This is a genomic window from Sphaerisporangium viridialbum, assembly GCF_049674955.1.
Taxonomy (GTDB): domain Bacteria; phylum Actinomycetota; class Actinomycetes; order Streptosporangiales; family Streptosporangiaceae; genus Sphaerisporangium; species Sphaerisporangium viridialbum.
In genome coordinates this window covers 8,258,634-8,285,042 of the sequence record NZ_CP187232.1, presented here as the reverse complement: position 1 = coordinate 8,285,042, position 26,409 = coordinate 8,258,634, and the positions used below count along the sequence as shown (strand labels likewise).

24 protein-coding genes are annotated in these 26,409 nt (G+C 70.7%); 12 read left to right on the top strand and 12 right to left on the bottom strand.

Annotated elements, in window-relative coordinates:
* Positions 1 to 35 precede the first annotated feature (35 nt).
* Together ACOZ38_RS37255 and ACOZ38_RS37250 are read left to right on the top strand one after the other, a co-directional pair.
* On the top strand, positions 36 to 809 hold the full coding sequence (locus tag ACOZ38_RS37255; RefSeq protein ID WP_424535674.1) for a DUF4184 family protein: 774 nt from the start codon (positions 36 to 38) through the stop codon (positions 807 to 809).
* On the top strand, positions 802 to 1,614 hold the full coding sequence (locus ACOZ38_RS37250) for a TrmH family RNA methyltransferase (RefSeq protein WP_424535673.1): 813 nt from the start codon (positions 802 to 804) through the stop codon (positions 1,612 to 1,614). The genes ACOZ38_RS37255 and ACOZ38_RS37250 overlap by 8 nt, the downstream gene beginning before the upstream one ends.
* Before the next feature lie 9 nt (positions 1,615 to 1,623).
* On the opposite strand, the gene ACOZ38_RS37245 is transcribed toward ACOZ38_RS37250, so the two are convergent.
* Positions 1,624 to 1,914 (bottom strand): hypothetical protein, encoded by a 291-nt coding sequence (locus ACOZ38_RS37245; protein WP_424535672.1) that lies wholly within the window; start codon positions 1,912 to 1,914, stop codon positions 1,624 to 1,626.
* Between the two features lie 80 nt (positions 1,915 to 1,994).
* On the opposite strand from ACOZ38_RS37245, the gene ACOZ38_RS37240 reads away from it, so the two are divergent.
* Complete coding sequence (locus ACOZ38_RS37240) at positions 1,995 to 3,296, top strand: alpha/beta fold hydrolase (protein WP_424535671.1); 1,302 nt, start codon at positions 1,995 to 1,997, stop codon at positions 3,294 to 3,296.
* Between the two features lie 184 nt (positions 3,297 to 3,480).
* Positions 3,481 to 4,230 carry a prolyl oligopeptidase family serine peptidase gene (locus tag ACOZ38_RS37235; protein ID WP_424535670.1) on the top strand — a complete coding sequence of 250 codons (750 nt, stop codon included), beginning with the start codon at positions 3,481 to 3,483 and terminating at the stop codon, positions 4,228 to 4,230.
* 6 nt (positions 4,231 to 4,236) lie between these two features.
* Here ACOZ38_RS37235 and ACOZ38_RS37230 read toward each other — a convergent pair whose 3' ends face one another.
* Together ACOZ38_RS37230 and ACOZ38_RS37225 are read right to left on the bottom strand one after the other, a co-directional pair.
* Positions 4,237 to 4,374 carry a DUF397 domain-containing protein gene (locus ACOZ38_RS37230; protein ID WP_424535669.1) on the bottom strand — a complete coding sequence of 46 codons (138 nt, stop codon included), beginning with the start codon at positions 4,372 to 4,374 and terminating at the stop codon, positions 4,237 to 4,239.
* Positions 4,341 to 4,553 (bottom strand): helix-turn-helix domain-containing protein, encoded by a 213-nt coding sequence (locus tag ACOZ38_RS37225; RefSeq protein ID WP_424535668.1) that lies wholly within the window; start codon positions 4,551 to 4,553, stop codon positions 4,341 to 4,343. The genes ACOZ38_RS37230 and ACOZ38_RS37225 overlap by 34 nt, the downstream gene beginning before the upstream one ends.
* Before the next feature lie 241 nt (positions 4,554 to 4,794).
* Between ACOZ38_RS37225 and ACOZ38_RS37220 the strand changes: the two genes are divergently transcribed.
* Positions 4,795 to 5,943, top strand: coding sequence for a DUF418 domain-containing protein (locus tag ACOZ38_RS37220; protein WP_424535667.1), 1,149 nt, complete (start codon positions 4,795 to 4,797; stop codon positions 5,941 to 5,943).
* A 370-nt stretch (positions 5,944 to 6,313) separates the two neighbouring features.
* Complete coding sequence (locus ACOZ38_RS37215; protein WP_424535666.1) at positions 6,314 to 8,491, top strand: DUF222 domain-containing protein; 2,178 nt, start codon at positions 6,314 to 6,316, stop codon at positions 8,489 to 8,491.
* On the opposite strand, the gene ACOZ38_RS37210 is transcribed toward ACOZ38_RS37215, so the two are convergent.
* Positions 8,467 to 8,940 carry an allophanate hydrolase-related protein gene (locus tag ACOZ38_RS37210; RefSeq protein ID WP_424537156.1) on the bottom strand — a complete coding sequence of 158 codons (474 nt, stop codon included), beginning with the start codon at positions 8,938 to 8,940 and terminating at the stop codon, positions 8,467 to 8,469. The two genes, ACOZ38_RS37215 and ACOZ38_RS37210, sit on opposite strands and share 25 nt — an antisense overlap.
* 35 nt (positions 8,941 to 8,975) lie before the next feature.
* Complete coding sequence (locus ACOZ38_RS37205) at positions 8,976 to 9,806, bottom strand: D-alanyl-D-alanine carboxypeptidase family protein (RefSeq protein ID WP_424535665.1); 831 nt, start codon at positions 9,804 to 9,806, stop codon at positions 8,976 to 8,978.
* A gap of 114 nt (positions 9,807 to 9,920) precedes the next feature.
* On the opposite strand from ACOZ38_RS37205, the gene ACOZ38_RS37200 reads away from it, so the two are divergent.
* On the top strand, positions 9,921 to 10,460 hold the full coding sequence (locus ACOZ38_RS37200) for a hypothetical protein (protein WP_424535664.1): 540 nt from the start codon (positions 9,921 to 9,923) through the stop codon (positions 10,458 to 10,460).
* 21 nt (positions 10,461 to 10,481) lie between these two features.
* Here ACOZ38_RS37200 and ACOZ38_RS37195 read toward each other — a convergent pair whose 3' ends face one another.
* The 3 genes from ACOZ38_RS37195 to ACOZ38_RS37185 form a co-directional block, all read right to left on the bottom strand.
* Complete coding sequence (locus ACOZ38_RS37195; RefSeq protein ID WP_424535663.1) at positions 10,482 to 13,850, bottom strand: BTAD domain-containing putative transcriptional regulator; 3,369 nt, start codon at positions 13,848 to 13,850, stop codon at positions 10,482 to 10,484.
* Positions 13,851 to 13,976: 126 nt separating this feature from the next.
* Positions 13,977 to 15,041 carry a lysylphosphatidylglycerol synthase transmembrane domain-containing protein gene (locus ACOZ38_RS37190; RefSeq protein WP_424535662.1) on the bottom strand — a complete coding sequence of 355 codons (1,065 nt, stop codon included), beginning with the start codon at positions 15,039 to 15,041 and terminating at the stop codon, positions 13,977 to 13,979.
* A 99-nt stretch (positions 15,042 to 15,140) separates the two neighbouring features.
* Positions 15,141 to 15,968: a PIG-L deacetylase family protein gene (locus tag ACOZ38_RS37185; RefSeq protein WP_405140811.1), complete on the bottom strand. Its 828-nt coding sequence runs from the start codon at positions 15,966 to 15,968 to the stop codon at positions 15,141 to 15,143.
* A gap of 148 nt (positions 15,969 to 16,116) precedes the next feature.
* Between ACOZ38_RS37185 and ACOZ38_RS37180 the strand changes: the two genes are divergently transcribed.
* Both ACOZ38_RS37180 and ACOZ38_RS37175 read left to right on the top strand, forming a co-directional pair.
* Positions 16,117 to 17,253, top strand: coding sequence for a glycosyltransferase family 4 protein (locus ACOZ38_RS37180; protein ID WP_424535661.1), 1,137 nt, complete (start codon positions 16,117 to 16,119; stop codon positions 17,251 to 17,253).
* 489 nt (positions 17,254 to 17,742) lie between these two features.
* On the top strand, positions 17,743 to 18,039 hold the full coding sequence (locus ACOZ38_RS37175) for a hypothetical protein (RefSeq protein ID WP_424535660.1): 297 nt from the start codon (positions 17,743 to 17,745) through the stop codon (positions 18,037 to 18,039).
* A gap of 78 nt (positions 18,040 to 18,117) precedes the next feature.
* Here ACOZ38_RS37175 and ACOZ38_RS37170 read toward each other — a convergent pair whose 3' ends face one another.
* A complete protein-coding gene (locus ACOZ38_RS37170; protein WP_424535659.1) occupies positions 18,118 to 18,501 on the bottom strand; it encodes a hypothetical protein in 384 nt (127 codons plus the stop codon).
* Between the two features lie 766 nt (positions 18,502 to 19,267).
* Here ACOZ38_RS37170 and ACOZ38_RS37165 point away from each other — a divergent pair.
* Together ACOZ38_RS37165 and ACOZ38_RS37160 are read left to right on the top strand one after the other, a co-directional pair.
* Positions 19,268 to 20,890 (top strand): serine/threonine protein kinase, encoded by a 1,623-nt coding sequence (locus ACOZ38_RS37165; RefSeq protein ID WP_424535658.1) that lies wholly within the window; start codon positions 19,268 to 19,270, stop codon positions 20,888 to 20,890.
* A gap of 86 nt (positions 20,891 to 20,976) precedes the next feature.
* A complete protein-coding gene (locus ACOZ38_RS37160) occupies positions 20,977 to 21,384 on the top strand; it encodes a DUF2306 domain-containing protein (protein ID WP_424535657.1) in 408 nt (135 codons plus the stop codon).
* Between the two features lie 64 nt (positions 21,385 to 21,448).
* On the opposite strand, the gene ACOZ38_RS37155 is transcribed toward ACOZ38_RS37160, so the two are convergent.
* Positions 21,449 to 22,051 (bottom strand): Pycsar system effector family protein, encoded by a 603-nt coding sequence (locus ACOZ38_RS37155; RefSeq protein WP_424535656.1) that lies wholly within the window; start codon positions 22,049 to 22,051, stop codon positions 21,449 to 21,451.
* A gap of 214 nt (positions 22,052 to 22,265) precedes the next feature.
* Here ACOZ38_RS37155 and ACOZ38_RS37150 point away from each other — a divergent pair, with 214 nt between their 5' ends.
* Positions 22,266 to 22,982, top strand: a complete 717-nt coding sequence (locus ACOZ38_RS37150) for a hypothetical protein (protein WP_424535655.1) — start codon at positions 22,266 to 22,268, stop codon at positions 22,980 to 22,982.
* Between the two features lie 11 nt (positions 22,983 to 22,993).
* On the opposite strand, the gene ACOZ38_RS37145 is transcribed toward ACOZ38_RS37150, so the two are convergent.
* Both ACOZ38_RS37145 and ACOZ38_RS37140 read right to left on the bottom strand, forming a co-directional pair.
* Positions 22,994 to 25,105 (bottom strand): prolyl oligopeptidase family serine peptidase, encoded by a 2,112-nt coding sequence (locus ACOZ38_RS37145; RefSeq protein WP_424535654.1) that lies wholly within the window; start codon positions 25,103 to 25,105, stop codon positions 22,994 to 22,996.
* 60 nt (positions 25,106 to 25,165) lie between these two features.
* Complete coding sequence (locus ACOZ38_RS37140) at positions 25,166 to 26,380, bottom strand: hypothetical protein (RefSeq protein WP_424535653.1); 1,215 nt, start codon at positions 26,378 to 26,380, stop codon at positions 25,166 to 25,168.
* Positions 26,381 to 26,409: the final 29 nt, after the last annotated feature.

Below are 26,409 nucleotides of genomic sequence, written 5' to 3'. Positions count from 1 at the left end.
GGACGGGCGGCGCGGGCCCCAAGCAAGGAGAGCCCGTGCCGTTCACGCCGAGCCACGTCGCGGCGGTGGTCCCGCTCATTTCCTCGGCCCGGGTGCGCAAGGTGCTCGATCCCTGGGCGCTCGGCGTGGGCGCGATGGTGCCCGACCTGCCGATGTTCCTGCCCTACCTGGACGCCTACACCCGGTGGCACTCGCCCATCGGAGTGGTCACCGACGACGTGGTGGCGGTGTTCGTGCTGCTGGCGCTCCTGCAGTTCGTGTTCCGCGACCCGCTCACCGCGCTGCTGCCGCAGTCGCTCGCGGCGCGCGTCGCCGCCCTGCCGGGGCCCGGCTGGCGGAGGTTCCCCGCCATCGCGCTCGGCGCCGCGGTGGGCGCGGCCACCCACGTCTTCTGGGACTCGTTCACCCACGACTGGGGCGCGCGGTTCTGGGGCTGGGCCTGGCTGACGGCCCCGGTGGCGGGATTCGTGAACGGCTACCGGCTCCTGCAGTACGGCTCGTCGGCGGTGGGCCTGGCGCTGGTCGGCTGGTGGCTGCTCCGCGCGCTGCGCCCCTCCGCCGGCAAACCGCTGCCGGCCCGGCTCGCGCTCCCGGGCCCGGTGCGCTGGGGCGTTCTGGCCTGTACGGGCCTCGGCGCCTGCTTGGCGGCCGCCGTATGGAGCTTCGTCGACCCGCCCAACCCCGTCTTCGGCTGGGCCGGGGTCATCACCAAGACCGGGGTCGGCCTGGTGGTGGGGTTCTGCGCCGTGCTCACCGTCTACACGCTGCTCTGGCAGCTCGGGCGGGTCATACGCTTGTCTCGTGCCTGAGCTCATCCCCGTTTCCGACGCCGCAGACCCCCGGCTGGCCGACTACGTGCGGCTGCGCGACGTCGAGCTGCGCAAGAGCCTGGAGGCCGAGCGCGGCCTGTTCGTGGCGGAGGGCGAGAAGGTCATCCGGCGGGCCGTCGCGACCGGATACCCCGTCAGGTCGGTGCTGACGACACGCCGCTGGCTCCCCGGCCTGGAAGACGTGCTGGGCGACGCGCGGGTCTACCTGGTCTCGGACGAGGTGATGGAGGGCATCGCCGGCTTCGCCGTCCATCGGGGCGCCCTGGCGTCCATGGCGCGGCTGGAGCTTCCATCGGTGAAGACCCTGCTGGGGCAGGGGCCGCCGCGCCGGATCCTCGTCCTGGAAGACCTGGTGGACCACGGCAACGTCGGGGCGATCTTCAGGTGCGCGGCGGCTCTGGGCGTCGAGGCCGTGATCCTCTCGCCCCGGTGCGCCGACCCGCTGTACAGGAGATCGGTCAAGGTCTCGATGGGCGCGGTGTTCGCCGTGCCGTACGCGCGCATGGCCAACTGGTACGACGGGCTGGCCGAGCTGCGGGCCCTCGGCTTCCAGACCCTCGCCCTGACGCCCGACCAGTCGGCCGTTCCCATCGAGAAGGTCTCCATGGGAGAGCGGGTGGCGCTCATGCTCGGGTCCGAGGGCGACGGGCTGTCCTCGCGGTGGCTCCACGAGGCCGATCACGCCGTGTGCATCGCCATGAGCCCGGCGGCCATGGACCTCGGCGTCGACTCCCTCAACGTGGTCGCGGCGGCGGCGATCGCCTGCCACAGCCTCATGCGCTGACCCGGCTGGTTACCTTTTCCGGTATTCGGTGGCGTAGTAGAGGCCCGCGCCGAAAATGTTCAGGAAAAGGAGTATCGCCATCCAGGTGTACCGCGCCTGCGGGTGCAAGGTCGGATTTGCCGCCATATCGCGCACCATCCATGCCCAGAAGGCGAGGAGCGGCATGATTGCTATGAGCGGGATCAGCGGCATCAGTTGATTCATCGCGCACCCCGTTTCATGACTGATACTCTCATCGTGGCGAACGCTAACATCATTGAAGGCGGTCATGCCATGGCAACTGTTGACCTGCTGTCGCATCCAGTTCGTCGTGCGTGACGGGGTCGGCTACGGTATCGCCGAGGCGGGCTCTCGCAAGGCCAGATCATGAGGAACACGTGATGTCGACAGAGCCGACGCCCACGGGCATGGCAGTCCTCGAAATGGCGCGGGCGGGACGCTTCGCGGAGATCCGCGACATGTTCGCGCCCCAGTTACGGGCGCTGGTGTCGGCCGAGGCGCTCCAGCTCGCCTGGGCGGCCGAGCTCGGCCGGCAGGGCCCGATCTCCTCCGTCGGCACGCCGGTGAGCGAGTCGGCCGGGGCGGGGACGGTCGTGGTCAAGATCCCCGTGACGTTCGAGCAGGGCGAGCTGACGGTGGTCGTCTCGGTCGACGACGCCGGCCGGCTGACCGGGCTCCAGCTCGCGCCCGCCAGTGCCGCCAAGCCTGTCGAGCCGTGGGTGCCACCGGCGTACGCCGACCCCGGGACCTTCGACGAGCAGGACGTGACGGTCGGCTCCGGACCGCTCGCGGTGCCGGGCACCCTCACCCTGCCACGCCGGCCGGGACCGTACCCCGCCGTGGTGCTGCTCGCCGGTTCGGGGCCGGGAGACCGCGACGAGACGATCGGGCGGAACAAGCCGTTCAAGGACCTCGCGTGGGGGCTCGCCGACCGGGGCATCGCCGTACTGCGCTTCGACAAGGTCACGTACGTCCACCGCGGTGTGGTCGCCGAGAATCCCGGGTTCACGCTCGAAGACGAGTACGTCCACCACGCGGTCGCGGCCGTCGAGCTGCTCCGGCGCCGGTCGGCGGTGGACCCCGCGCGGGTCTTCGTGCTCGGCCACAGCCTGGGCGGCACCGTCGCCCCGCGGGTGGCGGCCGGCGAGCCGTCCGTCGCCGGGCTGGTCATCCTGGCCGGCGGCACGCAGCCGCTGCACTGGGCCGCCGTCCGGCAGGTTCGCTACCTCGCGTCGCTGGACCCCGGCACGGCCGCCGCGGCGCAGCCCGCCGTCGAGGCGATGACCGCGCAGGCGAGGATGGTCGACAGCCCCGGCCTCTCCCCGTCGACACCGGCCGGTGAGCTGCCGTTCGGCGTGCCCGCGCCCTACTGGCTGGACCTGCGCGACTACGACCCGGTCGCGGTCGCCGCGACGCTGGACAGGCCGATGCTCATCCTCCAGGGCGGCCGCGACTACCAGGCGACCGTCGCCGACGACCTGGCCGGCTGGAAGGCCGGCCTCGCCCACCGCCCGGACGTCACCATCCGCGTGTACGACGCCGGCAACCACCTGTTCTTCTCCGGCACCGGCCCGTCGACGCCGGCGGAGTACGAGCCGGTGCAGCACGTGGACCCGGAGGTCGTCTCTGACATCGCCGACTGGCTGACTCAAAAGTCCGCGTTCGACGGCTCCGGACACTGACCGTAGACCGCGTCAAGGAGGTCGCGGACGAACCGGCCGAGGTCGTCCAGCCCGGTGGCGGCCAGGGTGTCGTGGCCGCCTGACAGCAGGTGCGGGATGGCGGCATGCAGGGCCAGCGTGACGGCCGTGGCACGTTGCGGGGTGAAGGGGGGGCTTGGGTGGTTCAGTGCCTGTCGGATATCTGGTGACAGTGGCGTTCGTCGCGGTGGGCACGCTGCTCACCTTGGCGCCCCTGCGACGGCTGGCCGCTCTGAGCTTCCGTTTCGGGCTACTCTTCGGCGAGTTGCCGTTCCTCGCCTTCTACTGGCTGCTCCTCTGGACGGTGTCGGCGTTCTGGCAGGGTGACGTCGGCTCGCCGGGCGGCTGGGCGGTGGCCGGGCTGGCCGTCCTGACCACGGCCGGGCTCGCGGTCGTCGTCCGGCGGGGGCTGCTGGCCAGGCCGGCGGCCGAGCACGCCCTGGCCGAGGGCCTGGGCGCGGGCTGGCGCTCCGCCCTCGACGTACGGCCGCGCCATCGCCTGCCGCTCACCGGGCACCTGGCCGCGCTGGCCGCTCTCACGCCGGGTGCCCCCGTCTTCCAGACCGGTTTCGAGGACGCCGACACCTCGGTCACCGCCGCCATCTGCCTGAACGGGTACTACGGGAACTACTACGGCCAGGGGGCGGACTCCTCGCCAATGGCATATCTCAGCGCGGAAGCGCCGCCGTTCTTCATCGCGCATGGCGACCGCGACACGGTCGTGCCCGTGGAGAGCGCTCGGCTCTTCGCCGCCTCGTTGCGGAGCACCTCGGCCAATCCCGTCGTCTACGTCGAACTTCCGGGCGCTCAGCACGCGTTCGACCTGTTCCACTCGGTCCGGTTCGAGACGGTCGTGGACGCGGTGGAGGACTTCGCCGCCTGGGTGAGATCGCGCGAGAAGACGCGCCGGACGTAGCCTCGCTCAGGCGGTGAGGTCGCCGTCCTTCAGGCTGGTGCGGAAGGCGTTCAACTCGGCGGTGGTGAAACGTAGCACCGGGCCGTACGGGCGCTTGCTGTCGCGTACGGCTATGCCGTTGCCGGACAACGCCGCGAGTTCCACGCAGCGGACCGCGGCAGGCGCTTGCCTATCTCGACCATGCTGACCATGGCGCCGGTATAGCCGATGCGCTCTCCCAGCTCCTCCTGGCTGATAGGCGCTGCGTTACGGCGTTTCCGCACCTCATACCCGAAACGAGCTGCTGGGGACGACTCCGGGTTCGGCTCGCGCCTGGTAGGCATGCGACCTCCGTCCAATCAAAGCCAACCGAACGCCAACGCCAAGCTTTGATCGGGAACGTCCGGCCGGGCGTCACCGGGCAGGCCGTTCTCCCGGGTGACCGGGTGAGCATCGCCGGGCCCCAGCGCCGGAAAGGCCGCGGCTTCCAAAGGCGAATCTGGCATGAGAAGGACCGCCTTTGGTCGGCTTACATCGAGACCAAGGTTGGATGTGGGGTGCCGGAGCCTTTCCTAGCGTCGGATCATGACGGAAACCTTGACGCCACCCGCAAGCCGCGTCCACGAGGTCGACGCGGTGCGCGGCTTCGCACTGGCGGGCATCCTGGTGGCGAACATCGGCTTCCTCGCCGACCCCGGCTACGCGATGACGGGCACCATGCCCATCCAGGACGGGCCGGTGGCCATCGCCATCACCACCTTGGTCCTGACGAAGTTCTACATCATCTTCTCGTTCGTGTTCGGCTACTCGTTCACACTCCAGATGCGGGCCGCGGAGCGGGCGGGGGCGAGCGTGAAGGCCCGCACCCTGCGCCGGTGCCTGGGTCTGTTCGTGATCGGCGTAGTCCATGGGCTTCTGTTGTGGATCGGCGACATCCTTACCCTCTACGCCGTGCTTGGCCTGATTCTGCTGGCGTTGCGGAACATCAGGCCCAAGACCGCCGTCATCGGCGGATCGTCCATCATCGGCGTGTTGACGGTGTTCTGGCTGCTGCTGGCCTGGCTGAGCACCCTTGATCCCGCCGGCTCGCAGTCTCCGCCCGTGGACCCGGCCGAGGCCGCCCGGGTACTGGCGATGGCCACCAACGGGCCGCTGGAGTTCCTCAGATTGCAGCTTGAGCTGTATCCGGGGTTGGCGGGCACAGTCTGGATCTTCCAGGGCCCCATGGCGCTGGCACTGTTCCTGTTCGGCCTGGCGGCGGGCAAGGCGCGGTTGCTGGAGCAGCCCGAGCGCTGGTCACGCCTGCTCCCCGGCCTCCAGTGGCTCGGCTTCGGACTCGGCGTCCCCGGCGGGATCCTCTTCGCCTGGACGTCCGGCTCTGAGGGGCCGCTGGAACTGGTCGGCATCGCGGTGAACAACATAACGTCGCTGCTGCTCGCCGCCGCCTACGTCGCCACCCTGCTGCGAGTGATCAAACGCTTCCCATCCGTGAGGCACGTGCTGGCCCCGGCGGGCCGGGTGGCCGCCTCCAACTACATCGGGCAGTCGGTGCTCACCTGTCTGGTCTTCACCGGCTACGGCCTGGCGCTGGCGGGCCGGCTGTCGCCGATCGCCGTGATGGGCGTCGCCCTCCTGATCTATACGGTCCTGCTGTGGCTCAGCGCGTGGTGGCTGCGGACTCACCGTTATGGACCTGTGGAGTACGGCCTGCGCCGCCTCACCAACTGGACCTGATCACAGGAGGCCGGCTGAATGGCGCAGCCAGCATCAAGCCGTCCGAAGGGCACGAAGCCTGGCATTACGCTCGCCACCAGATCAAAACTCAAGGCCGATTCAGCGTCGACGTGCTCGCCGGATAATCATCAGCGTGCGCACTGCGATGGCCTAGAGCCGCCTAGCGTTCGTAGACATAGAGGCCCAAATCCGCTGCAAACTCCATTGGTTAGGGTAATTCTGGAGCTTTCCCAGATCGGGCAAACCGGCGGATCTCCGGATTTCGCCCTACCGAACAATCGTGCAATGGGGCGGGCCCGGGAATTGTCGGTGGGGGGCGATAGGTTGGTGGCGGTTCTTGTTTTCCGATGAAATGGGGAGGTGCCTGGCGATGGCGACGGAAGCTGGGCAGATTTCCCTCGTGTCGGCGCTCTCGGCCGATACGCGAAAGGCGACAGGAGAAAACGCGCTCAGCGGGTCAAGCCAGTGCACGATTCCGCAGGGTGCCGTCCGCGCCGGTGACAAGTCGTCGGCACGGGGGGTGCCGGTCGCGCCGGAGGCCTTGTTCGCGGACCTGTCCGATGCCGAGCTGGCGGCGGCGCTGGCGGCGCTGGATGCCGGTGCGCTGCCCCGTGACGAGTTGGTCGATGCGGTGGCCGCCTGGCGTCGGCTGGCGTCGTGGGTCAAGGCGCGGGAGCTGGCTCTGGTCAATCTGCTTGCCGATCGGTTCGTCACCGACGGCCGTTATGGCCAGTCGTGGCGCGAGTGGTTGGAGGCGGAGCTGAGCTTGGGGCTGACCTTGACCGACTGGTCGGCCTCGGCTCTGGTCGAAACGGCCGCGACACTGCGAGACCGGCTCCCCGGCACGATGGAATCCCTGCTCGCCGGAGCGCTTGACGAGCCGCGAGTACGGGTGATCACGGAAGGCGTGAAGGGGCTGTCGGAGGCCGCTTGCGGCCGGGTAGAGGACGCCATTCTCGAACGTGCGCCCATGTTGACCACCGCCCAGTTGCGCAAGCTCGTGGCCGCCACGGTCGAAAGGGTCGCGGCCGAGGAGGCCGCCGCTCGGCGTAAGGCTTCCGAGCGGTCCCGGCGGGTGGAGTTCCGCAACGACGGTCAGGGCACCGCCGAGATCTTCGGGCTCGGTCTCCCGGCCGGGCCCGCGACCGCCGCCTATGACCGCGTGGACGCTATCGCGCGTGCGGCAAAACGAGCCGGCGACTCCCGCACGACCGACCAGTTGCGGAGCGACGTCTTCCTGGCCCTGCAGCTCGGTCTCCTCACCCCAGGTTCGTCCGAGGTCCCCAACTCAGCCGCCCTAGCCAACCTCAACCCCGACCATGACCATGACCATGTTCCGAGCAGCAACGGACGAGGCAGCAGGGTAGGAAACGGGCCAGGCAGCGGCGCGGGCAGCGGGGCCAGCGGCCAGGCGGTCGTCTTCGCCGGACCGCTGGACGAGGACGGCATCCCTGTCCAGGCTCCGCCCGCCGACGACGCCGACATCCCAGCCCCCGACGAGCACCACATCGTCGACGAGCCTGATCGACAGGGCCTCCACGACCAGCGGAGCAAGCAAACCCCGCCAGCCATGGCCCTCCCCAGGAAGGCCCCCGCAGGCCCAGCCCCCGCCGCCGAGGCCGAAATCAAACCCTGCTCCGGGGCCGAAGGCGAACCCTGGGGTGGGACCGGAGGCGAACGCTGGGGTGGGACCGGAGGTGGACGCTGGTCCAAGAGCGGGAACGCACGCTCGGGTGGCACCGGAGGTGGACGCTGGTCCAAGAGCGGGAACGCACGCTCGGGTGGCACCGGAGATGAAGGCTGGTCCGGGAGTGGAGGCGGCCACGGGGATGGGGGCGAAGGCAGACCCTGGCCCGAAACAAGGGACGGGCGCTGCTCCGGACCCGAACCCCAACCTCGACCTGAACCTCGACCTGAAGCCGGACCTGAACCTCGACCTGAAGCCGGACCTGAACCTGGACCTTTGTCCGAGGACGGGCCCCAGCCCAGCGGGTGGGGTGGCGTGCCCACGCCTCAAGGGTTGTTGGAGGCTGCCGCGCGCCAGTTGGGCGGTCCGCACCTGGTTGTCGGGCTGGACACCCTGCTAGGGCTGGCCGAGAAGCCCGGAGAACTGGGCCGGTATGGATCACTGGTGGCGGACATCGCCCGGCAGATCGCCGATGACAGCATCCACACCGGTGTGAAGGTCTGCTGGACCGTCACCAACGACAACGGCGAGGCCGTCCACCACGGTGAGACGTGCTATCGGCCCGGCACGGTGCTGCGAAAACTCGTCAACGCGCGAGATCGCACTTGCAGGTTCCCCCGTTGCCGAAGACCGGCCTCCCGATGCGATCTTGACCACACCCTGGCCCACGACCAGGGCGGTGCCACCTGCCCATGCAATCTGGCCCCGCTCTGCCGGCGACATCACCGGCTCAAGCAGCTCGACGGCTGGGCTCTCATCCAGCCCCAGCCGGGCCTCATGGCGTGGATAACTCCATCGGGGCGCACGCACGTGGTGCACCCCGACTCCTACGACACCTACGACGTCTCCGACACCGGATGACCCGCCACGCCCCGGCCCTCCGGCCCGCTTCGACCGCTACGACCACTCCCGGCACTCAGCACCAAGCGCCAATCGTGGACCGCATCAGCCGGGTTCCCGGTTGAGATCCCAGCGCGTATTTCTTGGTGCCAGGGTGCGCGCGAGGCCGTAGCCATGGGTTCAGTTCGTTCAGGCGGTATCGGTGCCTCGGTTATCGGGCGCGCGCTCTGGTGAGAGGAGGTAGTCCGGCCAGGGCCGTACTTGCTGATGTCGGACGCTTCCTCGGTGGCGTAGGACTCGCAGAGGAAGCCGTGCACCTGGCGCCCGTCCGCGAGGCTGATCCAGCCGAGGCTGAGGGGCGGCATGATCTGGGTCAGCAGGGTGCCCAGCGCCGATGGGCTCAGGGCGTACAGCTCCACCTCGACCGATACGCCACCACAGGCGAGGGCACGGGGAGCGGGCGCGACCAGGGGTCGGCGGGCTCGTACCCGGCGACGACCAACCGTCAGGCGGCGGTGGCGGCCGCGGTCGCGTCGAGCAGCCTGCGGGCGCTGCGGTAACGGGCCGCGTCGCCGGTGTCACCGAGGAGCACCCCGACCATGGTGTGCCCGCCGATCACGGACGCGAACATCAGGCAGTAGCCGGCCGCCTTGGTGTAACCCGTCTTCAGGCCCTGTGCCTCGCTCGGCAGCAGCCTGTTGGTGTTGTGCCATACGTGGGCGCGGTGCACGGCCGTCTTGCTCACCGTGTACCTCTCGGTGCGGACGATCGTGGCGATGACCGGGTCCTTCAGCACCGCCTGGGCGAGGGTGACCTGGTCCTTCGCGGTGGAGTGGTCGCCGCCGGTCTGGGGGAGCCCGTCGGGGTTGGTGTACAGCGTGTCGCGCAGGCCGAGGGTCCGCGCCGCCTGGTTCATCCTGGCCACGAAACGCTTCACGCCCGGTCCGTACCGCCGTGCCAGCGCGTTGGAGGCGTCGGCCCCCGACGGCAGCAAGACGCCGTACAGCAGCTCGCGCACGGTGAGCCGCTCCCCGGCCTTGAGGCCCGCGTGGGTCCCGCCGTTCGCCGCCGCGTGCTTCACGTCGGCCTTGGAGATCGTGACGACGTCGTCCAGCGACCCCACGCGCCGCACGACGTACGCCGTCATGATCTTCGTCAGGCTGGCCACGGGCACCCGCCGGGTCTCGCGCTTGGCGAACTGGACCGTTCCGGCCGTGGCGTCGACCAGGTAGACCTCCTTCGCGGTGACCTGAGGAGCGGACCGGGCGTGCACCGGGCCGGCCAGGCCGAGAATGGCCAGGACCGCCGCCAGAAGAGAGATCATCACCATACGCATCCGGTTATGATCCCATGTCCGCCATTGTGGGCATGGGGAGTTGACTGCAAGCGGACGGCAAGCAGGGCGCAACCGCCCCCGCGTACACCTGAGGGTGAACGAAAGGGGAGGGTCATGGGAGCGCGAAGCGGTCTGGAACCGGTGCGCGGCCTGGTGCCGATCATGGCAAGCGGTACGGCCACCGTGTTCAAGCTGCTGGTCGCCACGCTCGCCGTCTGCGGGGCCTATTTCGGGGTCGCCCACGGCACCACCGGCCCTGAGCACACCGCGGCCGACGGCCCGCACGTCAAGACCGTGGTCCTGTCGGCGCAGTCGCTTCCGATCGAGGCCAGGCACATCCCCGAGGCCGGCATGGTGACGGTGGGAGCGGCCGCCGCCGGCGACTCCTGCGAGCGCACGTACCACGCGCAGAGCGTGATCGACCCCGGCCCCTCGGGCGACCCCGTGGACTACGACTGGCGCCTGCTCCGCTGGAGCCCCCGGGCGCACGCCTGGAAGACGTACCTCTACTCCGAGACCGCCGGCTTCATGGGCGCGCAGCGCACCGTGGAGTGGCACCCCCGCGTCGTCGACAACCCCGGCTGGTACCGCGTCGAGCTCGCGGTGTCGGGCAAGGGCGTCGTCGTCAGCGAGAAGTTCCAGATCAGCTGCTGACCGGCCGTACGGCCGCGCGGGTCACAGGTTGGCGAGGGCCTGCCGCGCCGCCGCCACCCACCGGGGGATGCCCACCCGCTCGGCGACCGCCAGCGCCTTGTCGTAGTGCTTGCGGCCCTCCTCGGGCTGCCCCAGGTGTATGGCGAGGTCGCCGAGCGTCTGGGCCACCGGCCACAGCGCCACGACCCCGGTGCCCGCCCCCGCGATGCGGTCGGAGAATGGCCCGAGCGTGGAGTAGGCGTCCTGCATCCGGTCGCGGTCGCCGAGGAGCATGCCCGCCAGCGCCCGCCACGTCATGGCCAGCTCGTACAGGAAGTCGGGACGTACGGGCGTCCTGGTGGCCGCGATCGCGCGGGCGTCCTTGATGTGACCGGCGGAGGCGAGCGCGACGGCGTAGGCGTCGAGGGTCCACTTGGCCCCGCGCCGGTGCGCCTCCTCCAGCGACTCCACCATGTCGGCGGCCTTGCCGTCGACCAGGTGCAGGCAGAACGTGGTGATCAGCGGGAGGTCCTGGCGCCCTTCGAGCATGCCCGCCCGCGCGGTGAGTCGCGCGGCGTTCCGGTACGCGCGCTCGGCTCCTAGGTAGTCGCCTGTGATCATCATGCGCATGCCGGCGTACCAGGCGCCCACCGCCGTCGGCGCCGGCAGGTCGTACTGCCTGGCGAGCCGCTCGGCCGCGCGGATCTGGACGTCGGCCTCGGCGAAGTCGCCGCGCGCCGCCGCGCACTCCATGAGCACCAGGTGGGCCAGCGCCTGCACGGCGATCTGCCCGGAGGCGGCCCCGACCTCCAGCAGCTCGCGGCCGATGGCCTCGCGCTCGTCGACGACCGTGATGACGTACGACTGGCGCAGGCGCCCGCTCAGCGCGACCGCGAGCAGCGCGGGGTCGCCGCTCTGCCGCGCCAGCTCCTCGGCTTCCAGGGACGCTTCGTACCCGCGGCCGGTGGCGGAGCCCTCCAGCTCCAGCGCCAGGGTCGCGAGCAGGCTGGCGCGCAGCGACTGCTCGCCCGGCGGCAGCTCGATCAGCGCCCGTTCGGTGACGTCGACGATCTCCCACGCCGTACGGGTGAGGTCGCGGGCGATGCCCTTGTACGGCACGGCCACCGACGCGGCGATGCGCGCGGTCATCTCCAGGTCGCCCAGCGGCAGCGCGGCGTCCATCGCCTCCCGGCGGCGGGCCCGCGCGGCGGCCATGTCACCGCAGAGCGCGAGCGCCTTGATCAGCCGTAGCTGCAGCAGCAGGCGCTCCTTGGGCGGCCCGCCGAGGGGGTGGGCCCGGTCGAAGGCGGTGATGGCGCGCTCCCACAGCGTCGCCGCCTCACGGTGGGCGAACCGCCGCTCCGCCTGCTCGGCGGCCAGGCCGGCGTAGTGGACGGCCTTCGCGGCGGTCTCGACCGTTCCCGCGGAGTCGTAGTGGTGGGCGAGTGCCGCGACGTCGGACGCCGACCGGCTCTCGATGACCGACGCGACGGCGGCGTGCAGGCGCGACCTGCGCAGCCGCGAGGCGTCGGAGTACAGCGTGTCGCGTACGAGGTCGTGGTCGAAGCGGAGCATCCCCGGCCCAGGCTCGGTGACCAGACCCGCCAGCAGCCCGGCCTCCACGGCGTCGACAACGGCGTCCTCGTCGCCCGAGACGTCCACCAGCACGTCGATGTCGACGTCTCGGCCGATCACCGCCGCCTGTAACAGGATCTGCTGGGCGGTAACCGGCAGGCGGGTGATCCGGCGGCGCAGCACGTCGCGCACGCCGGACGGCACCTCGGAGATGACCTCGGCGGCGGTGGCTCGGTCGCCGGTGGCCTCGGAGTCGAGCAGCCGGACCGTCTCGCGGACGAAGAACGGGTTGCCGCCCGTGCGCTCGATGATCGTGCTGACGGCGTCCTCGTCGACCTCGCGGACGCACGTGGCCCGTACGAGCTCGGCCACCGCCTCCTCGTCGAGCCCTTCCAGGCCGACCCGCACCGGGCCGAGCCGGGCGAGCGCCGCGAGCACGTCGGACTGCTGGTCGTTGAGCTCGCCGTCACGGCAGGTCACGACCAGCAGCACCCGGCTCGTCGCCAGCAGGCTGGGCAGCGCGCGGAGCAGGGCGAGGGTCTGGTCGTCGGCCCAGTGAAGATCCTCAAGGGTCAGCAGCACGGGGGCCTCACGCGCGATGCCCGCGATGTAGCCGCCGACCGCGCGGTGCAGCCGGAAGCCGCCCGAGGCCTGGTCGTCCTCGTCGGCGGGGGCGGCGTCGTCCAGCAACGGCGCCAGCAGCGGGCCGTACTCACCCGTCCCCCGGACGGCGACGAGAGTGCGCAGGACCTCCACCCAGGCCCAGCCGGGCGGGGTGGCGCTGCTGTCGGGGCAGCCGCCGGACGCGGTGATCCAGCCCTGCCGGGAGAGCTCCAGCCCGAGCTGCCGTACCAGGGTGGTCTTGCCCGCGCCGGGATCGCCGCCGACCACCGCGGCGGTGAAGCGCCCGGCGAGAGCGTGCGGCGCCGCGCCGGTCAGCCGGGCCAGCTCGGCGTCCCTGCCGACGAACGGCTCTGGCGACAGCGGGGGAAGGTCGGCCGTCTGGCTCTCGGGACGCGGCGGCCAGGTGCCGGCGATCTCGCTGAAGCGGGGGCGCTGGGGAAGCGTGAGGTCGAGGGCCGGGTCCTGGGAGAGGATGTCCGACTCCATCTTGCGCAGCGCGGGGCCCGGGTCGATGCCGAGCTCGTCGGCCAGGGTCGTGCGGGCCCTGCGGAGGGCGGCGAGGGCGTCGCCCTGCCTGCCGCAGCGGTAGAGGCCGAGGGCCAGCAGCCGCCAGCCCTCCTCGCGCAGAGGATTCTCGCCGGTGAGGGCTTCGAGGTCGGGCACGGTCTCGGCGTGCAGGCCGAATCGCAGCCCCGCGTCGGCGTGCCGCTCGCGCGCCACCAGGCGCAGCTCGGCGAGCCTGCTCACCTCGGCCTCGGCCCACTGCTGCTCGGCGAAGTCGGAGTAGGGGGTGCCGCGCCAGAGCCCGAGCGCGGTCTCAAGGCCCATGCGCGCCGGCTCGGGGTCGTCGTTGTCGAGGTGCTTGCCCGCCGACCTGACCATGGCCTCGAAGCGCAGGGCGTCGACCTGGTCGGGCGCGGTGCGCAGGGCGTACCCGGAGGCGACGGTGACGAGTAGCCGGTTGGGGCCGCCGCGCGGCCGGCCGGGCTCGAGCACGCGGCGCAGGCGGGAGATGTAGACCTGGAGCCCCGACTGGGCGCCCTTGGCACCCTCGTCGGTCCACAGGTCGAACAGCAGCGTATCCACGGGCACGACCTGGCCGCGCGCGACGAGTAATCGCGCGAGCACGGCCCGTTGCCGTAGCCCGCCGAGGTCGACCTCGCCGTCGTCGTCGTACGCCTCGACCGGTCCAAGAACGCGGAACGTCACCATGTCAGCCGCCACGCTATGCGGGCCCGTCGAGCACGCACAAGGTATTCGCCAAGGCCCGCCTTCCTTCCGTGGGTGTCACGAGGCTACAGGTACCGGAGTGCCTGTGCTGACGACTACGGACGCGGCTCAGGCGTGGGAGGCGGGCTCCGGGGAGCGGTGGTCGTTCGAGGCGCCGCGCCGCCGCAGCAGGGACCACGCCCCGAGGGCGAGGCCGCCCCACGGGATCTCGATCGTGTAGGTCCAGAAGCCGAACAGGATGGCGGCGGCGAGCGCGGCGCCCGGGGGCTGGCCGAAGGCGATCAGCAGCGCGGCGGTGCCGCCCTCCATGATCCCCGCGCCGCTCGGGGTGATCAGCGCGCTGGTGAGCACCCGGCTGACGGCGAACACCGCCACGGTCTCCGCCGGGCCGGGGTAGGAGCCGGTGGCGACCAGGCAGCACGCCATGATCAGACACTGGAGGGCCAGGAAGGCCACCATGCCGAAGGACAGGCCGCGCCACCGCCTGTGCACGATCTCGGCGGTGTCGGCGCGCACCCGGTGGATGGCGTCCGAGGCGTAGTGCTCGGGAGGGCGGATCCTGCGGGGCAGCACGCCGAGCAGGGTGTCGAGGACGCGGCCGAGCAGGTCGGCGGCCCGTTCCCAGTAGAGCGCGGCGGCCACCACGGCGACCAGTACGAGGATGGAGACCACGCCGCCCCAGGCCGCGTTGGTGACCCTGGAGTCGGGGATGCGCCCGGCGACGAGCAGCGCGACTATGCCGACGGCGGGCAGGATGAAGCGGAACAACGTGTTCCAGATGCCGGTGACCAGCGTGTACACCACGACGGAACGGGTCGCGAACCCCCAGCCCTTGGTCATCGCGAAGGTGACCGCCACGCCGGCCGCGCCGCCGAAGGGCAGCAGGTTACTCACCGCGCTCCCCGCGGCGTTCAGCGTCAGCGCCTGCACATGGGTGAGCCCGGGCAGCGCCGAGGTCATCACGTAGGTGTAGGCCCACAGGCTGGCCAGCCACAGGGCGGCCATCAGCAGGATCATCGACCAGCTCATCTTGCGGAACTGCGCGCCGATCTCGCTCCAGCTGACCTCGGCCCCGGTGAGCGTGTGCACGATCTGCGGCAGGTACACCACGAGCAGGACGGCAAGGGCCAGGGAGGCCGCGGACAGGCCTGCCTGAACCCACTTGTTCCTCACCGTGATACCCCCATCGTTTCTCCCCGCGCGGACGCCGCCCGACCATCCTGCCCCGGTGGCCACCGGGTGGATCTCATCCTCCAGAACGAAATCACCCCTCTACCCGGTCTCCTCCGGAAGGTCGTCGAAGGGGTGCGTGCGCCGGGTGCCCGGGGGCAGGTCGCGCCGGACGTACCACTCGGTGCCGAAGATCAGCCGGTACAGGGGCCCGGGGATCCTGAGCATGACCGCGAGCGTGCGGTCGCCGTCGCCGCCCGAGGCCTGGGAGGTGTGGGCGGCCATGCTGGCTCGCTTGACCTTCGCGAACCTGCGGACGTTGACGCGGTGGGTGATGTCCTCGCCGGGGGAGTAGGCGCGCTCGAAGGAGCGCACGTCGAACTCCGGGGGGAACTTGTAGAAGCGCTGGGCCAGCCGGAGGCCCCTCAGCAGAGGGTCGCGGTTGACCGTGGCCTCCAGCAGGATGGGCGTGCCCGCGATGTCCGCCGCGCGCTGCCCCACCCGGTAGACCTGCACGTGGTCCGGATGGCCGTACCCGCCGGCCGGATCGTAGATCGTCAGCAGGTCGGCGCTCTCCTCCTTGAGCACCGCCGCCAGCCGCTGGGCGGCCTCCTCGATGTCGGCGTCGATGAAGGCGTTCTCCGGCCGGTCGTCCCCGACGCCCCCATCGCCCTCGCCGAGCCCCGAGTCGCCGTAGCCGAGCAGCACCACACGGGCGACGCCGAGGGCGGCGGCCGACTCGTACAGCTCGGCGGTGCGCGCCTCTGCGAGCTCGTCGCCGTGGGGCAGGTCGGCGAGGCCGCGCTCGCCCGCGGTCGCCACGACGAGGACGACGCGATGGCCCTCGGACGCCAGCATCGCCATGGTCCCGGCGGTCAGCAGAGCTTCGTCATCGGGATGGGCGTGGAAGAAGACCGCGGTACGTGCCACGCCGCCATGATTCCACGTGGCGAATCCCCGAGTCCCCGGCGCCTCCCCGGGAGGGGTTCGAGAAGCCTTCCCGAACCGTTCAAGAACCCGTGGCCCGGTGGAGGTGGTCCCGTTTGAAGCGGGTCGCGGGCTCTGCCAGGCTGGCGGGGTGCGGATCCTTCACGTCAGTGACTGTTACCTGCCACGGCTCGGCGGCATCGAGGTGCAGGTGGCCGATCTGGTGCGGTCGCAGTCCGAGGCCGGTCACGAGGTCGAGGTGGCCACCGCGACCCCCGGCGAGCGCATCTCCGGGGTCCACCGCGTCGTCGCCCGCCTGCCCTTCGACCTGCCCGTCCACCCTCGCGGGGGCGGGCACCTGCTCCGGCTGATGACCTCCCGGCGTCCCGATGTGGTGCACGTCCACACCGGGGCCGTTTCGCCGTTCGCCTGGATGGGGGTACGTGCCGCCGTACGCGCGGGCCTGCCGGTGGTGGTCACCGTGCACAGCATGTGGGACCCGCTGACGCGCGCGCTCTACCGCGTCCTCGACGCGCTGTTCGGGTGGAGCCGGTGGGGCATGGTCGTCACCGCGGTCAGCCACGCCGCCGCCCGGCACATCCGAGCCGTCGCGGGCAGGCGGGTTCCGGTCGACGTCGTGTCCAACGGCCTCGACGTCTCCGCCTGGCGTCCCGCCCTTGACGTACGGCCCGGCGAGCCCGGCGGCGGTGAGACCGGTGGCGCGGGCGGCGCCGGTGAAGTGCACATCGTGGCGGTGGGACGCCTGGCCCCGCGCAAGCAGCCGGTGCGGCTGCTCAAGCTGCTGCTGGAGGCCAGGCGCAGGGTCCCGGGGAACATCGCGATGCGGGCCACCCTGGTGGGGGACGGGCCCGCGCGCGGTTCGATGGAGCGTTTCGTGCGTGCTCACGGCATGGAGGGGTGGGTGTCGCTGCCCGGCCGCTACACCCGTGACCAGATCCGCGAGCTGCTGGCCTCGGCCGACGTGTTCGTGGCCCCCGCGCCGAGGGAGTCGTTCGGCATCGCGGCCCTGGAGGCAAGGGCCGCCGGGGTCCCCGTGGTCGCCAGGGCGCAGAGCGGGGTCGCCGACTTCGTGCGCCCCGGCAAGGAGGGCCTGCTCGGCCGCACGTTCGACGAGCTGGTCCAGTCGGTCGCGCGGCTCACCCGCGACCGGGAGTTGCGAGAGCTGATCGCCCTGCACAACCGCGAGACCGAGCTCACCCGTTGTGCCTGGCCGGCCGTGCTCGAAGGCTTCGAGCGCAGCTACGCGCTCGCGGCGGCCAGAGCCTGACGCTCTTGGTCTCGGTCAAATGTTCGGCCTAGGCGGGCGTGGCGGCGAGGGCGCTCAGGGCGATTGTCGCGGAAATGCCAACCGCAATGAGTGAAGATTTCCCGCTCTCTCGCGAGGCCGGCCGGATCCTGAGATCACCCAAGAGTCGTCCCCGGGGACCGGTGCGGCAGTTCTCGGCGGTGACGGAAATGAAGACGTTAATCGCGGTCCGTCAACGGCTGACTGTGTCACCGTCCGGAGTTCAATCCTGTCGAGTCGCCGCCCCTTCTGGGGGGTGGAACTATACGTCCGAAGATTGGCTCGACAGACTGGAGTGGCACACATGCCAGGCCGTGCGATATGCCCGGGCCGGCTGGGATTGCGCCTCCTGTGCTGGCGGGCTACGCTGATTATCTCGCCCGGTCTTACTTCGCTCGCCAAGGAAAAGACGGTCACGCCGGCCCCTGTCGATAGGCTCAGTTCATCACTCGCAAATCGAGGAGAAGTTCTTTGCGTCTATTCAGTGCAGCGGCACTCTCATTGTTATTGACCGCAGGGGCGGTGGCTGTCGCCCCGCCGGCCCTGGCCGCCGGCATGGTCTGCTCTGACGTTGTTTCGGCGCGCCTGGATTCGGGTGGCGGAAGTCCGAATTACATCACCGTGGAAAACTGTGGCACCGCGACAGCGTCATGGCGATACAACCTGAACAACAGAGGTTGGACGTACGTCTCAATCGGCGGCGGCAAGCAGAAGACCACGAACTTCCCCGCGAGCTGGGCAAAGCTCGACATCCAATTCACCTGGTAAGTGTGACGGCCTATCGCTGACCGGCGACAGGCCGTCGAGTGTGCCGCGGCGCTTGGGTGCGTTCGGCGTCGCCGGTGGTCAGGAGCAGTTCAGGGCGAGCTTCTGGATGGCCTCGGTGGCCTTCGTCGCCAGCTTCGGCAGTTCGGTCGCCGCCGCGCCGGGGTTCGAGGTGTCGATCTTGATTCCACCCAACGACGTGGACAGGTCGGTGAGCGTGGTCTTGAGGTCGCCGTCGGCCTTGCCCGACAGGTCCTTGAGCTTGGTGGCCAGATCGGCGGACGCCTTGTTGAAGCCGTCCAGGTTGCCCGCGCTGGCCGCTGCTTGCGTGCTGTAGTCCTGGATCGCCTTCACCGCGTCGTCGCAGACGGCCTTGGTGCTTCCGCCGCCGCAGGCGGAGGAGAGCGAGACAAGGACGGACGCCGCGGACACGGCGAGAATACGGCGGGTAAGGGTGATGTTCATTGTGTGCCTTTCCTAGTGATCTGTCGCGATGGACAAACTAGGGAGGGCACCTTGCGGATCACTTTCACCGTGCCTGCACGGCGAGACGGGGAACTTTCACCCTGGTGACACGCCTGTTCGAAGGCGCGTGAAGGCACCTTCTCGGGTCACGGGCCGGGGTCGGGAGCGGCCGGCCTCGGAGAGCTAGAAGGGGAGCGCCCGGCCAGAGGGGCTACGAAGATCAAGGGGGAGGGGCTGGCGTGGGGGCTTGGGCCGTGGCGTGATGAGAATCCGCTTCATGTCCTTCTCCTTCGGTACGGGCTCACACTTCCCTCGTCACTCGTCGGCGGACAGGTCCTGTGCCTCATCGGTGATCCCACGGCCGGGCGAGGTGCGCGGACCCGACCTCACCTCCTGTTTACCCTTTCCAGGGCTGCCGCAGACGCTTCCGACCTCAGTTTCTCTGATCTTGATTTGCCACGGTACCCCTAGGCGCCCCCAGGTGAGAGGGCCGCGCGCGTGCCCGCGGAGCCCGTCTCCCGGGGCATGTGACGGCGTGGACATGTCTGAAGGCTAAAAACGTAATGTTTCCGCTGAAGCCCTCGTTTGTTGCAAGCTCACGCCTCCGTAAACGATGAAGATAGCCCGGACAAGCCGGACACGGGGTCGGAGGCGAGCACCCATGTCTCGCGCTGCGCCGGGCGAGCCCCGTGTAGCCGGTCGTCCGCGCGGAGGGGTGTTGGGTCGTTAGAGTTTCTGGCAAATCCCCCCACCCGCCGGAGAGCCCATGCCGGACGTCCAGCCCCTGGAGCCAAGCGACCCCGTACGACTCGGTGCCTTCCGCATCGTCGGCAGGATCGGGGAGGGGGGCCAGGGTGTCGTGTACCTGGGTGAGACGGACTCCGGCGGCCTGGTGGCCGTCAAGCTCTTCCACGCCCGGCTCGGGCACGATCCCGCCCTGGCCGACAGCTTCATGCGCGAGCTCGACGTCGCCAAGCGGGTCGCCCGATTCTGCACGGCACAGGTCCTCGACTCCGGCATGACGGGCAGCCGCCCGTACATCGTGAGCGAGTACGTGCCCGGCCCCTCCCTCAGCGAGGTCGTGGCCGCGCAGGGGCCGCGCTCGGGCAGCGCCCTCGAACGCCTCGCGATCGGCACCGCCACCGCTCTGGTCTCGCTGCACGACGCCGGCATCATCCATCGCGATCTCAAGCCGCACAACGTGCTGATCGGGCCGGACGGGCCGAGGGTCATCGACTTCGGCATCGCCCGCGCCCTCGCCGGCACCAGCACGGTGACCAGCCAGGTCGTCGGCACGCCCGCCTACATGGCGCCCGAGCAGCTGACTGCCGGAGAGGTCGGCCGGGCCCTGGACGTGTTCGCCTGGGCGTCCACGATCGCGTACGCGGCCACGGGGCGCCCGCCGTTCGGCAACGACTCCATCCCCGCGATCATCAACAGGATCCTCAACCAGGATCCCGACCTCGGGGAGACCGAGGAGCCGCTGAGGGGCCTGCTGGCCGAGTGCCTCTCCAAGGACCCGTCCCGCCGGCCGGCCGCCCCGCGGATCCTCGACCGCCTGGTACGCGGAACGGGCGACGCCTCGGCCGTGGCTCCATCGGGCCTTCCGGGCGTTCTGGCCGTTCCCCGTGCCGGCGACGACCCGGCCTCGACGGGAGCCGGCTCCTCTGGCAGGTCCACCACCCCGGGTGCGTCGGGGGGCGCTTCAGGGCCGGGTAGCGGGGGCGGTGCCTCGGGGGTGGACCCGGCGAAGAGGCGCCAGCGGAGACGGCTGGCGGTCGTCTCCGTCGTCGTCGCCGTGGCGATCTCCGGAGTCATCGCCGCGCTCTTCACGATGCTGCCGGAGCAGCGTGTGTCCGCGTTGAAGTCGGGCACCGTCAGGAGCTCGCAGGCGGGGGCCGCCACGGCGACGCCGACGGAGGAGCCCGCCCGCCCCGGCTCGGAGACCCCGACCGCCTCCACCGTCTCACCGGCCCCTTCACCGGCCCTGTCCCACACGACCACTCCGAGCGCCGGCGTCCGCCCGGTCAGGAGGTCCAAGACGCCCACCCGCGAGCCGAGCAGCTCGTCCAAGCCCGCGCCGACCCGGGTGGAGCCCACGGCCACCGAGCCCCCGCCGTCCGGCACTTCCTCGCCCAAGCCTCCGCCGCCCAAACTGACCGAGTTGGGCCCCGGGCACTTCACGGCCTACTGCCAGTCGCTCGGCTGGGAGTGGGACGAGTACCGCGAGACTCCCACGCCCGGCTCCTACTGCATCAAGCGCAAGGGCGACGAGACCATGTACCTCAGCGCGGGCCGGCGCGACGCGGGCTGCCAGTGGCGCTACAAGACGCCGAAGGCCTTCCATCGCTTCAAGGGCAAGTCCAACTGGTGCTACATCTACCGGTGAGGTGCCCGCGGACGGCATGGGCGCTAGCTCGGCCCTGAGGCGACGGCGCGCTCCCGCACCAGCATCGCGACCCCGTCTTCGCAGGAGTGCTCCCGGCAAACCTGACCGGGCTGGTCATCGGCGCGGGCACGCCGTTCGGCCCGGTGCAGGCGGCCAGCAATGTGATGCTGGCGCTCCTCTGGCTGGGGTGCACCGCCGCCGGCTACCGCATGGCGAGGCAGCGGCGGTTCGTCGAGCACCGGCGCTGGATGCTGCGCAGCTTCGCGCTGACCTTCTCCATCATCACGAACCGAATCTGGGGCGTGATCGTGTTCCTCGTGCTGAGCCCGCAGCTCGACACCACGTTCCAGGGCAACGAGACGATGCTGAGCTGGACCGTGGCCAGCCTCGGCGGCTGGCTGGGGTGGACCGTGCCGCTGCTGATCAGCCAGTGGTGGCTCGACCGCGGCGACGCGGCCAAGCGCCGCGCCCGCCTCCGCTCACGCCCCTCCTGATCACGCTCATCGGCCCGGTCGGATCCCGGCACGGCTCACGTACGTCCCGACGATGCTCACCGGATCAGCCGGGGAGGATCAGGCCGAGGATGACCGCGATGACCGTCGCCGCCACCGCGCCCGAGAGCAGCCAGAAGCCCCAGCGGATCAGCGTGTACTTACGGCCGACGATGCCGCTCATGCGGCGGACCTGGTCGGAGATCCGGCGAAGGTCCGGCCTGGAGGCGATCAGCAGGGCATTGGCCAGCGCCTGCGCCGAATCGAACCGCATGACGTCGCCGTAGTACGCGACGATCTTCGGATCCTTGACGTCCGAACGGCCGGTCCTGGGGTAGACGGCTCCCGCCAGGCAGGCCAGGGCGGCGATGGCCGCGGCCGTGCCGGTCCACCACAGCCACTCGATGGAGTTCGGCAGCGTGAACGGCGACCAGCTTCCCGCGATCAGACCACCCGCGACGGCGCCGAGCCCGACGCCGGCGACCCCCAGCAGCACCTGCGCCTTGGCATCGGCCTTGTTGACCTCCTCGCGCGTCTCGGCGAGCAGCTTGGCCGCATAGGCGATCGCGGCCGTCTCCGCCTCGGCCCGCTCCACCTGCGTGCCCCGCTCGACCTGCCTGCCCCGCTCATCCCGCCAGACGGTCAGGGCCCTTCCCAGACGACGTAACACGCTCAGGTTTCCACCCTCCGGACGGCCCCCGTCAACCGGCGACAGCTACGAGACGAACCGCACTTGTTCCGGGCGAGCATGCCACGCCACCCCGACAGCCGTACAGGAACAAATACACACTCACAACCCCGGCGCTTTCGGGGTCAACATAAGAGGGCTACTTGGCATCTAAGTGAACATGGAACTGAGAATCGCTGTAAGGGTTCTGGTCTCGGTGGCCGCGATCGCCGCCGCGATGACGCCTCTGACCTCGGCACCCGCTCTCGCCGCGACTGCGTCGATCCCGGCCTTCGGCAGCGCTACCTCTGAAGAGGAGCCTGTGTGCGCCCGCGTCAGGGGCGCGGCGGCGTGCGTGGGAGCGGACGAGAGCGACCGGCCGGGGATCACGATCGAGGACACGGAACCCGACAAGCTCCACGCCACTGTCGAGTACTACCTGAACGGCTACCTGGGCACGAAGTACGTCATCCACAATCTGGCAGGCGACGGCCAGATCCGGGGGAGTCGCCAAATCGGCAAGACCATAACGTTCAGAGCCGCGATATACAAAGGAAACCATCGGATCAAGGTCAGCCGATGGAAGACGGTTCGCAGTCTCACCGAATATCCTGTGAAACGAGAAACACGTGTCACCCCGTCCACCGCGCGGGCGCGGTCCGAGGTGTGCACCTCGACGAAGGGCGTCGCCAGCACGTGCTTCGCCGAGAAGGCCACGTTCGTCTTCGCGTGCGACACGGGTGCCGACGGACGTCAGGCCCGTGCGGAATACTTCGTGGAGGGCGACCCGACGGCCCGTTTCGAGATCCATCAACTGGCCGGATACAACACCTGCGGGAAAGCCCAACATGGTGACCTCGCCATAAGCAAGTACCGCGCCTCGGTCTTCGACCAGAACCACCGGGTCGCGACCAGGCTGTACAAGTACAACTGACGGAGAGGCCACTATGGCCAGAGGCCGAGGGAGCGTTTGAGGAAGTCCACCTGGAGGTGGAGGAGGTTCTCCGCGACGGCTTCCTGGGGGGTCATGTGGGTTACGCCCGGCAGGGGGAGGACGGTGTGGGGGCGGCCGGCGGCGGTCAGGGCGGCCGAGAAGCGCAGGGTGTGGGCGGCGATCACGTTGTCGTCGGCCAGGCCCTGGATCAGCATGAGGGGACGCCGCAGGTCGGCCGCCTCGTGGATGATCGAGTTCCGCGTGTAGTTGTCCGGCTCCTCATCCGGGTGGCCGAGGAAGCGCTCCTTCCAGTGGGTGTCGTAGAGCCGCTGGTCGGTGGGGGCGGCTCCGGCGACGGCGGCGTGGAAGACGTCGGGGCGTCGCAGCACGGCCAGCGCGGCGAGGAAGCCTCCGAACGACCAGCCGCGGATCGCCACCCGGGAGAGGTCGAGGTCGGGGTACCGCTCGGCCGCCGCGTGCAGCGCCGAGACCTGGTCCTCCAGTACGGGAGCGGCGACGTCGCCCCAGATCGACTTCTCCCATGCGGGCCCACGGCCTGGAGTGCCGCAGCCGTCGGCGACCACCACCGCGAACCCCTGCTCGGCGAACCACTGGGAGACCAGGAACGTCCAGCTGCGGGCGGCCACCACGAGCTGGTGCCCCGGTCCGCCGTAGGGGTCCATGAGCACGGGAAGCTTTCCGGAGCCCGGCTCATGCCAGGACGGCAGCAGCACGGCCGTACGCAGCTCACGCTCACCGGCCCGCATCAGCTCGACCCGGGGTGTGAGCACGGGCTTCTCGGCGCGGGACGCGATCTCGGCGACCGGCTCGCCGTGGCGGTGGACGGTCACCAGCGTCCCGTCGTGGTCGAGTGACTGCGCGGTCACCACCGCGGTGCCCCCGGCCAGCGACCCCCCGTACACGCCGGGCGCATGGCTGAGCCGCCGAAGCCTGAGGTCTGGGAGGCCATAGGTCCACAGATGGGTTTCTGTGGGTTCTTCGGAGGCGGTGAAGAGGATCGTGTCGTCGTCGACGTCCAGTACCGCGCGTACCTGGAGACCGGGCGGGGTCACCGGCTCGCCGTCGACGAGCAGGCGGCGCGTGTCGTCCTGGTCGGCGGTCCACACGAGCGCGCCGGACGCCGTCGTCGTGGGCAGGCCCGGCACGATCTCCACCCAGAGGGCGTCGTGATCCTCCCGGCGGACCGTGGTGGCACCGGTCTCCGGGTCAACCTCAAGGAGTCGCAGGATCCGCTGGTCGCGAGTCTGCACCGACACCAGGAGCGTCGCCCCCCAGTGCACCGCGACGACGTACTCGAACGCGGCCCGGTCCCACTCGACGGCCACCCGCGAGCCGTCGAGCCCGATCAGCCACAGGGAGACGTCCGCGTTGGCGGTGCCCGCGGCGGGATAGGCGATCTGCCGGGGCGGGTTCGCGGGGTTCGCGGGGTCCGATATCCACCACCGCTGCACAGGGGAGGTGTCGACCCGCGCGACGAGCAGGCGGGAGCCGTCGGGTGCCCACCAGTGGCCGCGATCCCTTCCCATCTCCTCGGCCGCGACGTGCTCCGCCAGGCCGTACCCCACCTCGGGGCCGTCGGACTCCGCCAGCGCCCGGTCGCCGCCGCCGTCGGCGCCCACGACCCGCAGCGCGCCCCGCGCCACGTACGCGATGCGGGCGCCCGAGGGGTCGGGACGGGGATCGATCACCGGCCCGGATACGTCCAGCTCACGGACCGTGCTCGCGGGCTGGTCCGCGGTGCTGCCGGCGTCGAGGCGGGCGGTGAACAGGCGGCCTGAGAGGGTGAACGCGGTCAGACGTCCTTGGGCGTCGGTGGCGTAGCCGACGATTCCGGCGGACTGCTCGCGCGACCGCTCGCGGCGGGCCTTCTCCTCGTCCGGGACCTCTTCGTCTCCCTCCTGGAGCGTGAGGGGGTCCACGACGAGCCGCTCCCGGCCGGTGGCGACGTCGAGCGTCCACAGGCACGTCACCGGATCGTCCCCGCCGCGCGATCTGAGGAACGCCACCCGGTCGCCGCCGGGCGAGACGCCGAACAGGCGGGGCACGCCGAGGCTGAACCGTCGGGTACGGGCGAACTGGCGGGGGAAGTTCCGTTCGGTCATGCTCGACATGCTGCCAAGGGCACCGCGTTTCCGCTCGCGATTAAACGCCCGGGACGCCGGTCAGTCGTGGCGGAGGATGAAGTCGGCTTCGGCGTCGCCCCAGCCTACAGAGCCCACGGCCCAGAGCCGGGAGGAGCCGGGTACCCGCGTGATGCCGGTTCTGCCGATGTCGTCGGACTGCGGGTACTGCTGGTCCTCCCGCTCCCGCCGGAGCAGCGGCCCGTACGACGGGGTCCACTTCCGGCCGTCGAAGTGGAGGAAGAGCACCTGGCCAGAGTGGTCGGCGTCGATGCCGCTGATCCACACGTCGCCGGACCCGGCGGCCGTGACGCCGTCGAGCTTCCCCCGGGAGACCGGGACCTGGACCTGCTTCCACGAGGCGCCGTCCCAGTGGAGGACGAGCGGGACCTCGGCCGTACCGTCAGGGGGTGACACGCTGCCCACCGCCCACACGTCGGACGGTGTGACCATCCAGACCTTGCGCAGCACGCCTCCGGCGATCGCGGGTGTCCGGCCGCGCTGCCACGACTGGATGTCCGGCCCCGACACGGCGGTGCCGTGCCAGACCATCGGCGTGCCGGGCGTGACGGAGGTGCCCGGTGGGGCGTCGGTGCCGACCGCCCACACGTGGCCCGGCTTGGCGGTGATCGCCGTGAAGTACCCGTCGGCGCGCAGGGCGTTGCGGAACCGCCGCCCCGTCCACTCCATGATCACCCCTTGCGAGGGGGTGCGGCCGACGAGCCAGGCGTGCCCTCCGGTGGCGGCGACGCCGGTCAGGGAGTAGTCGTCGGCCACCCCGAACGGGTGCCATCCGGTCCAGCGGGTGCCGTCCCAGTGGGCGGTGTAGGCGTTGCCGGCGTTGCCGACGATCCACACGTCGTCGGGGCCGCCCGCGCTGACGCCGACCAGGTGCCAGGCGTCCGAGGGAGAGATCGTCTTCTGGGTCCAGCGGGTGCCGTCCCAGTGCTGGAGGGCCGGGGTGCCCTCGCGGTCCTCCGCGCTGTCCTTGTACCCCACCGCCCAGGCGTCGCGCGGGCCGGTCGCCGCCACGTCGAGGAGCGCCGCGCTCCCCGCGAGCTTCGCGCCCGCGACCGGCTTCCAGTTGGGCGAGACCGCCGTCTCGCCCGTCGCGGCGGCGACGGGAGCGGTCGACGCGTGGCCAGGTGAGGGGAGGGTCGTCGCCGCCGGCCCCGGCGCGGCCGTACGGCCACCGCCGCACGCCGTCACCAGAGCCAGGCAGGTGATCGCGATCGGCCACCGCCGTTTGTTCCCCATGGCACGGCATGCTTCCAGGAAGCGTCCCG

Coding starts and splice junctions, on each gene's coding strand:
- ACOZ38_RS37240 (WP_424535671.1), top strand. CDS start 1,995: ATGTCGACAGAGCCGACGCCCACGGGCATGGCAGTCCTCGAAATGGCG.
- ACOZ38_RS37245 (WP_424535672.1), bottom strand. CDS start 1,914: ATGCGACAGCAGGTCAACAGTTGCCATGGCATGACCGCCTTCAATGAT.
- ACOZ38_RS37215 (WP_424535666.1), top strand. CDS start 6,314: ATGGCGACGGAAGCTGGGCAGATTTCCCTCGTGTCGGCGCTCTCGGCC.
- ACOZ38_RS37145 (WP_424535654.1), bottom strand. CDS start 25,105: ATGACCGAACGGAACTTCCCCCGCCAGTTCGCCCGTACCCGACGGTTC.
- ACOZ38_RS37205 (WP_424535665.1), bottom strand. CDS start 9,806: ATGCGTATGGTGATGATCTCTCTTCTGGCGGCGGTCCTGGCCATTCTC.
- ACOZ38_RS37220 (WP_424535667.1), top strand. CDS start 4,795: ATGACGGAAACCTTGACGCCACCCGCAAGCCGCGTCCACGAGGTCGAC.
- ACOZ38_RS37165 (WP_424535658.1), top strand. CDS start 19,268: ATGCCGGACGTCCAGCCCCTGGAGCCAAGCGACCCCGTACGACTCGGT.
- ACOZ38_RS37195 (WP_424535663.1), bottom strand. CDS start 13,850: ATGGTGACGTTCCGCGTTCTTGGACCGGTCGAGGCGTACGACGACGAC.
- ACOZ38_RS37140 (WP_424535653.1), bottom strand. CDS start 26,380: ATGGGGAACAAACGGCGGTGGCCGATCGCGATCACCTGCCTGGCTCTG.
- ACOZ38_RS37200 (WP_424535664.1), top strand. CDS start 9,921: ATGGGAGCGCGAAGCGGTCTGGAACCGGTGCGCGGCCTGGTGCCGATC.
- ACOZ38_RS37225 (WP_424535668.1), bottom strand. CDS start 4,553: ATGCCTACCAGGCGCGAGCCGAACCCGGAGTCGTCCCCAGCAGCTCGT.
- ACOZ38_RS37170 (WP_424535659.1), bottom strand. CDS start 18,501: ATGAACATCACCCTTACCCGCCGTATTCTCGCCGTGTCCGCGGCGTCC.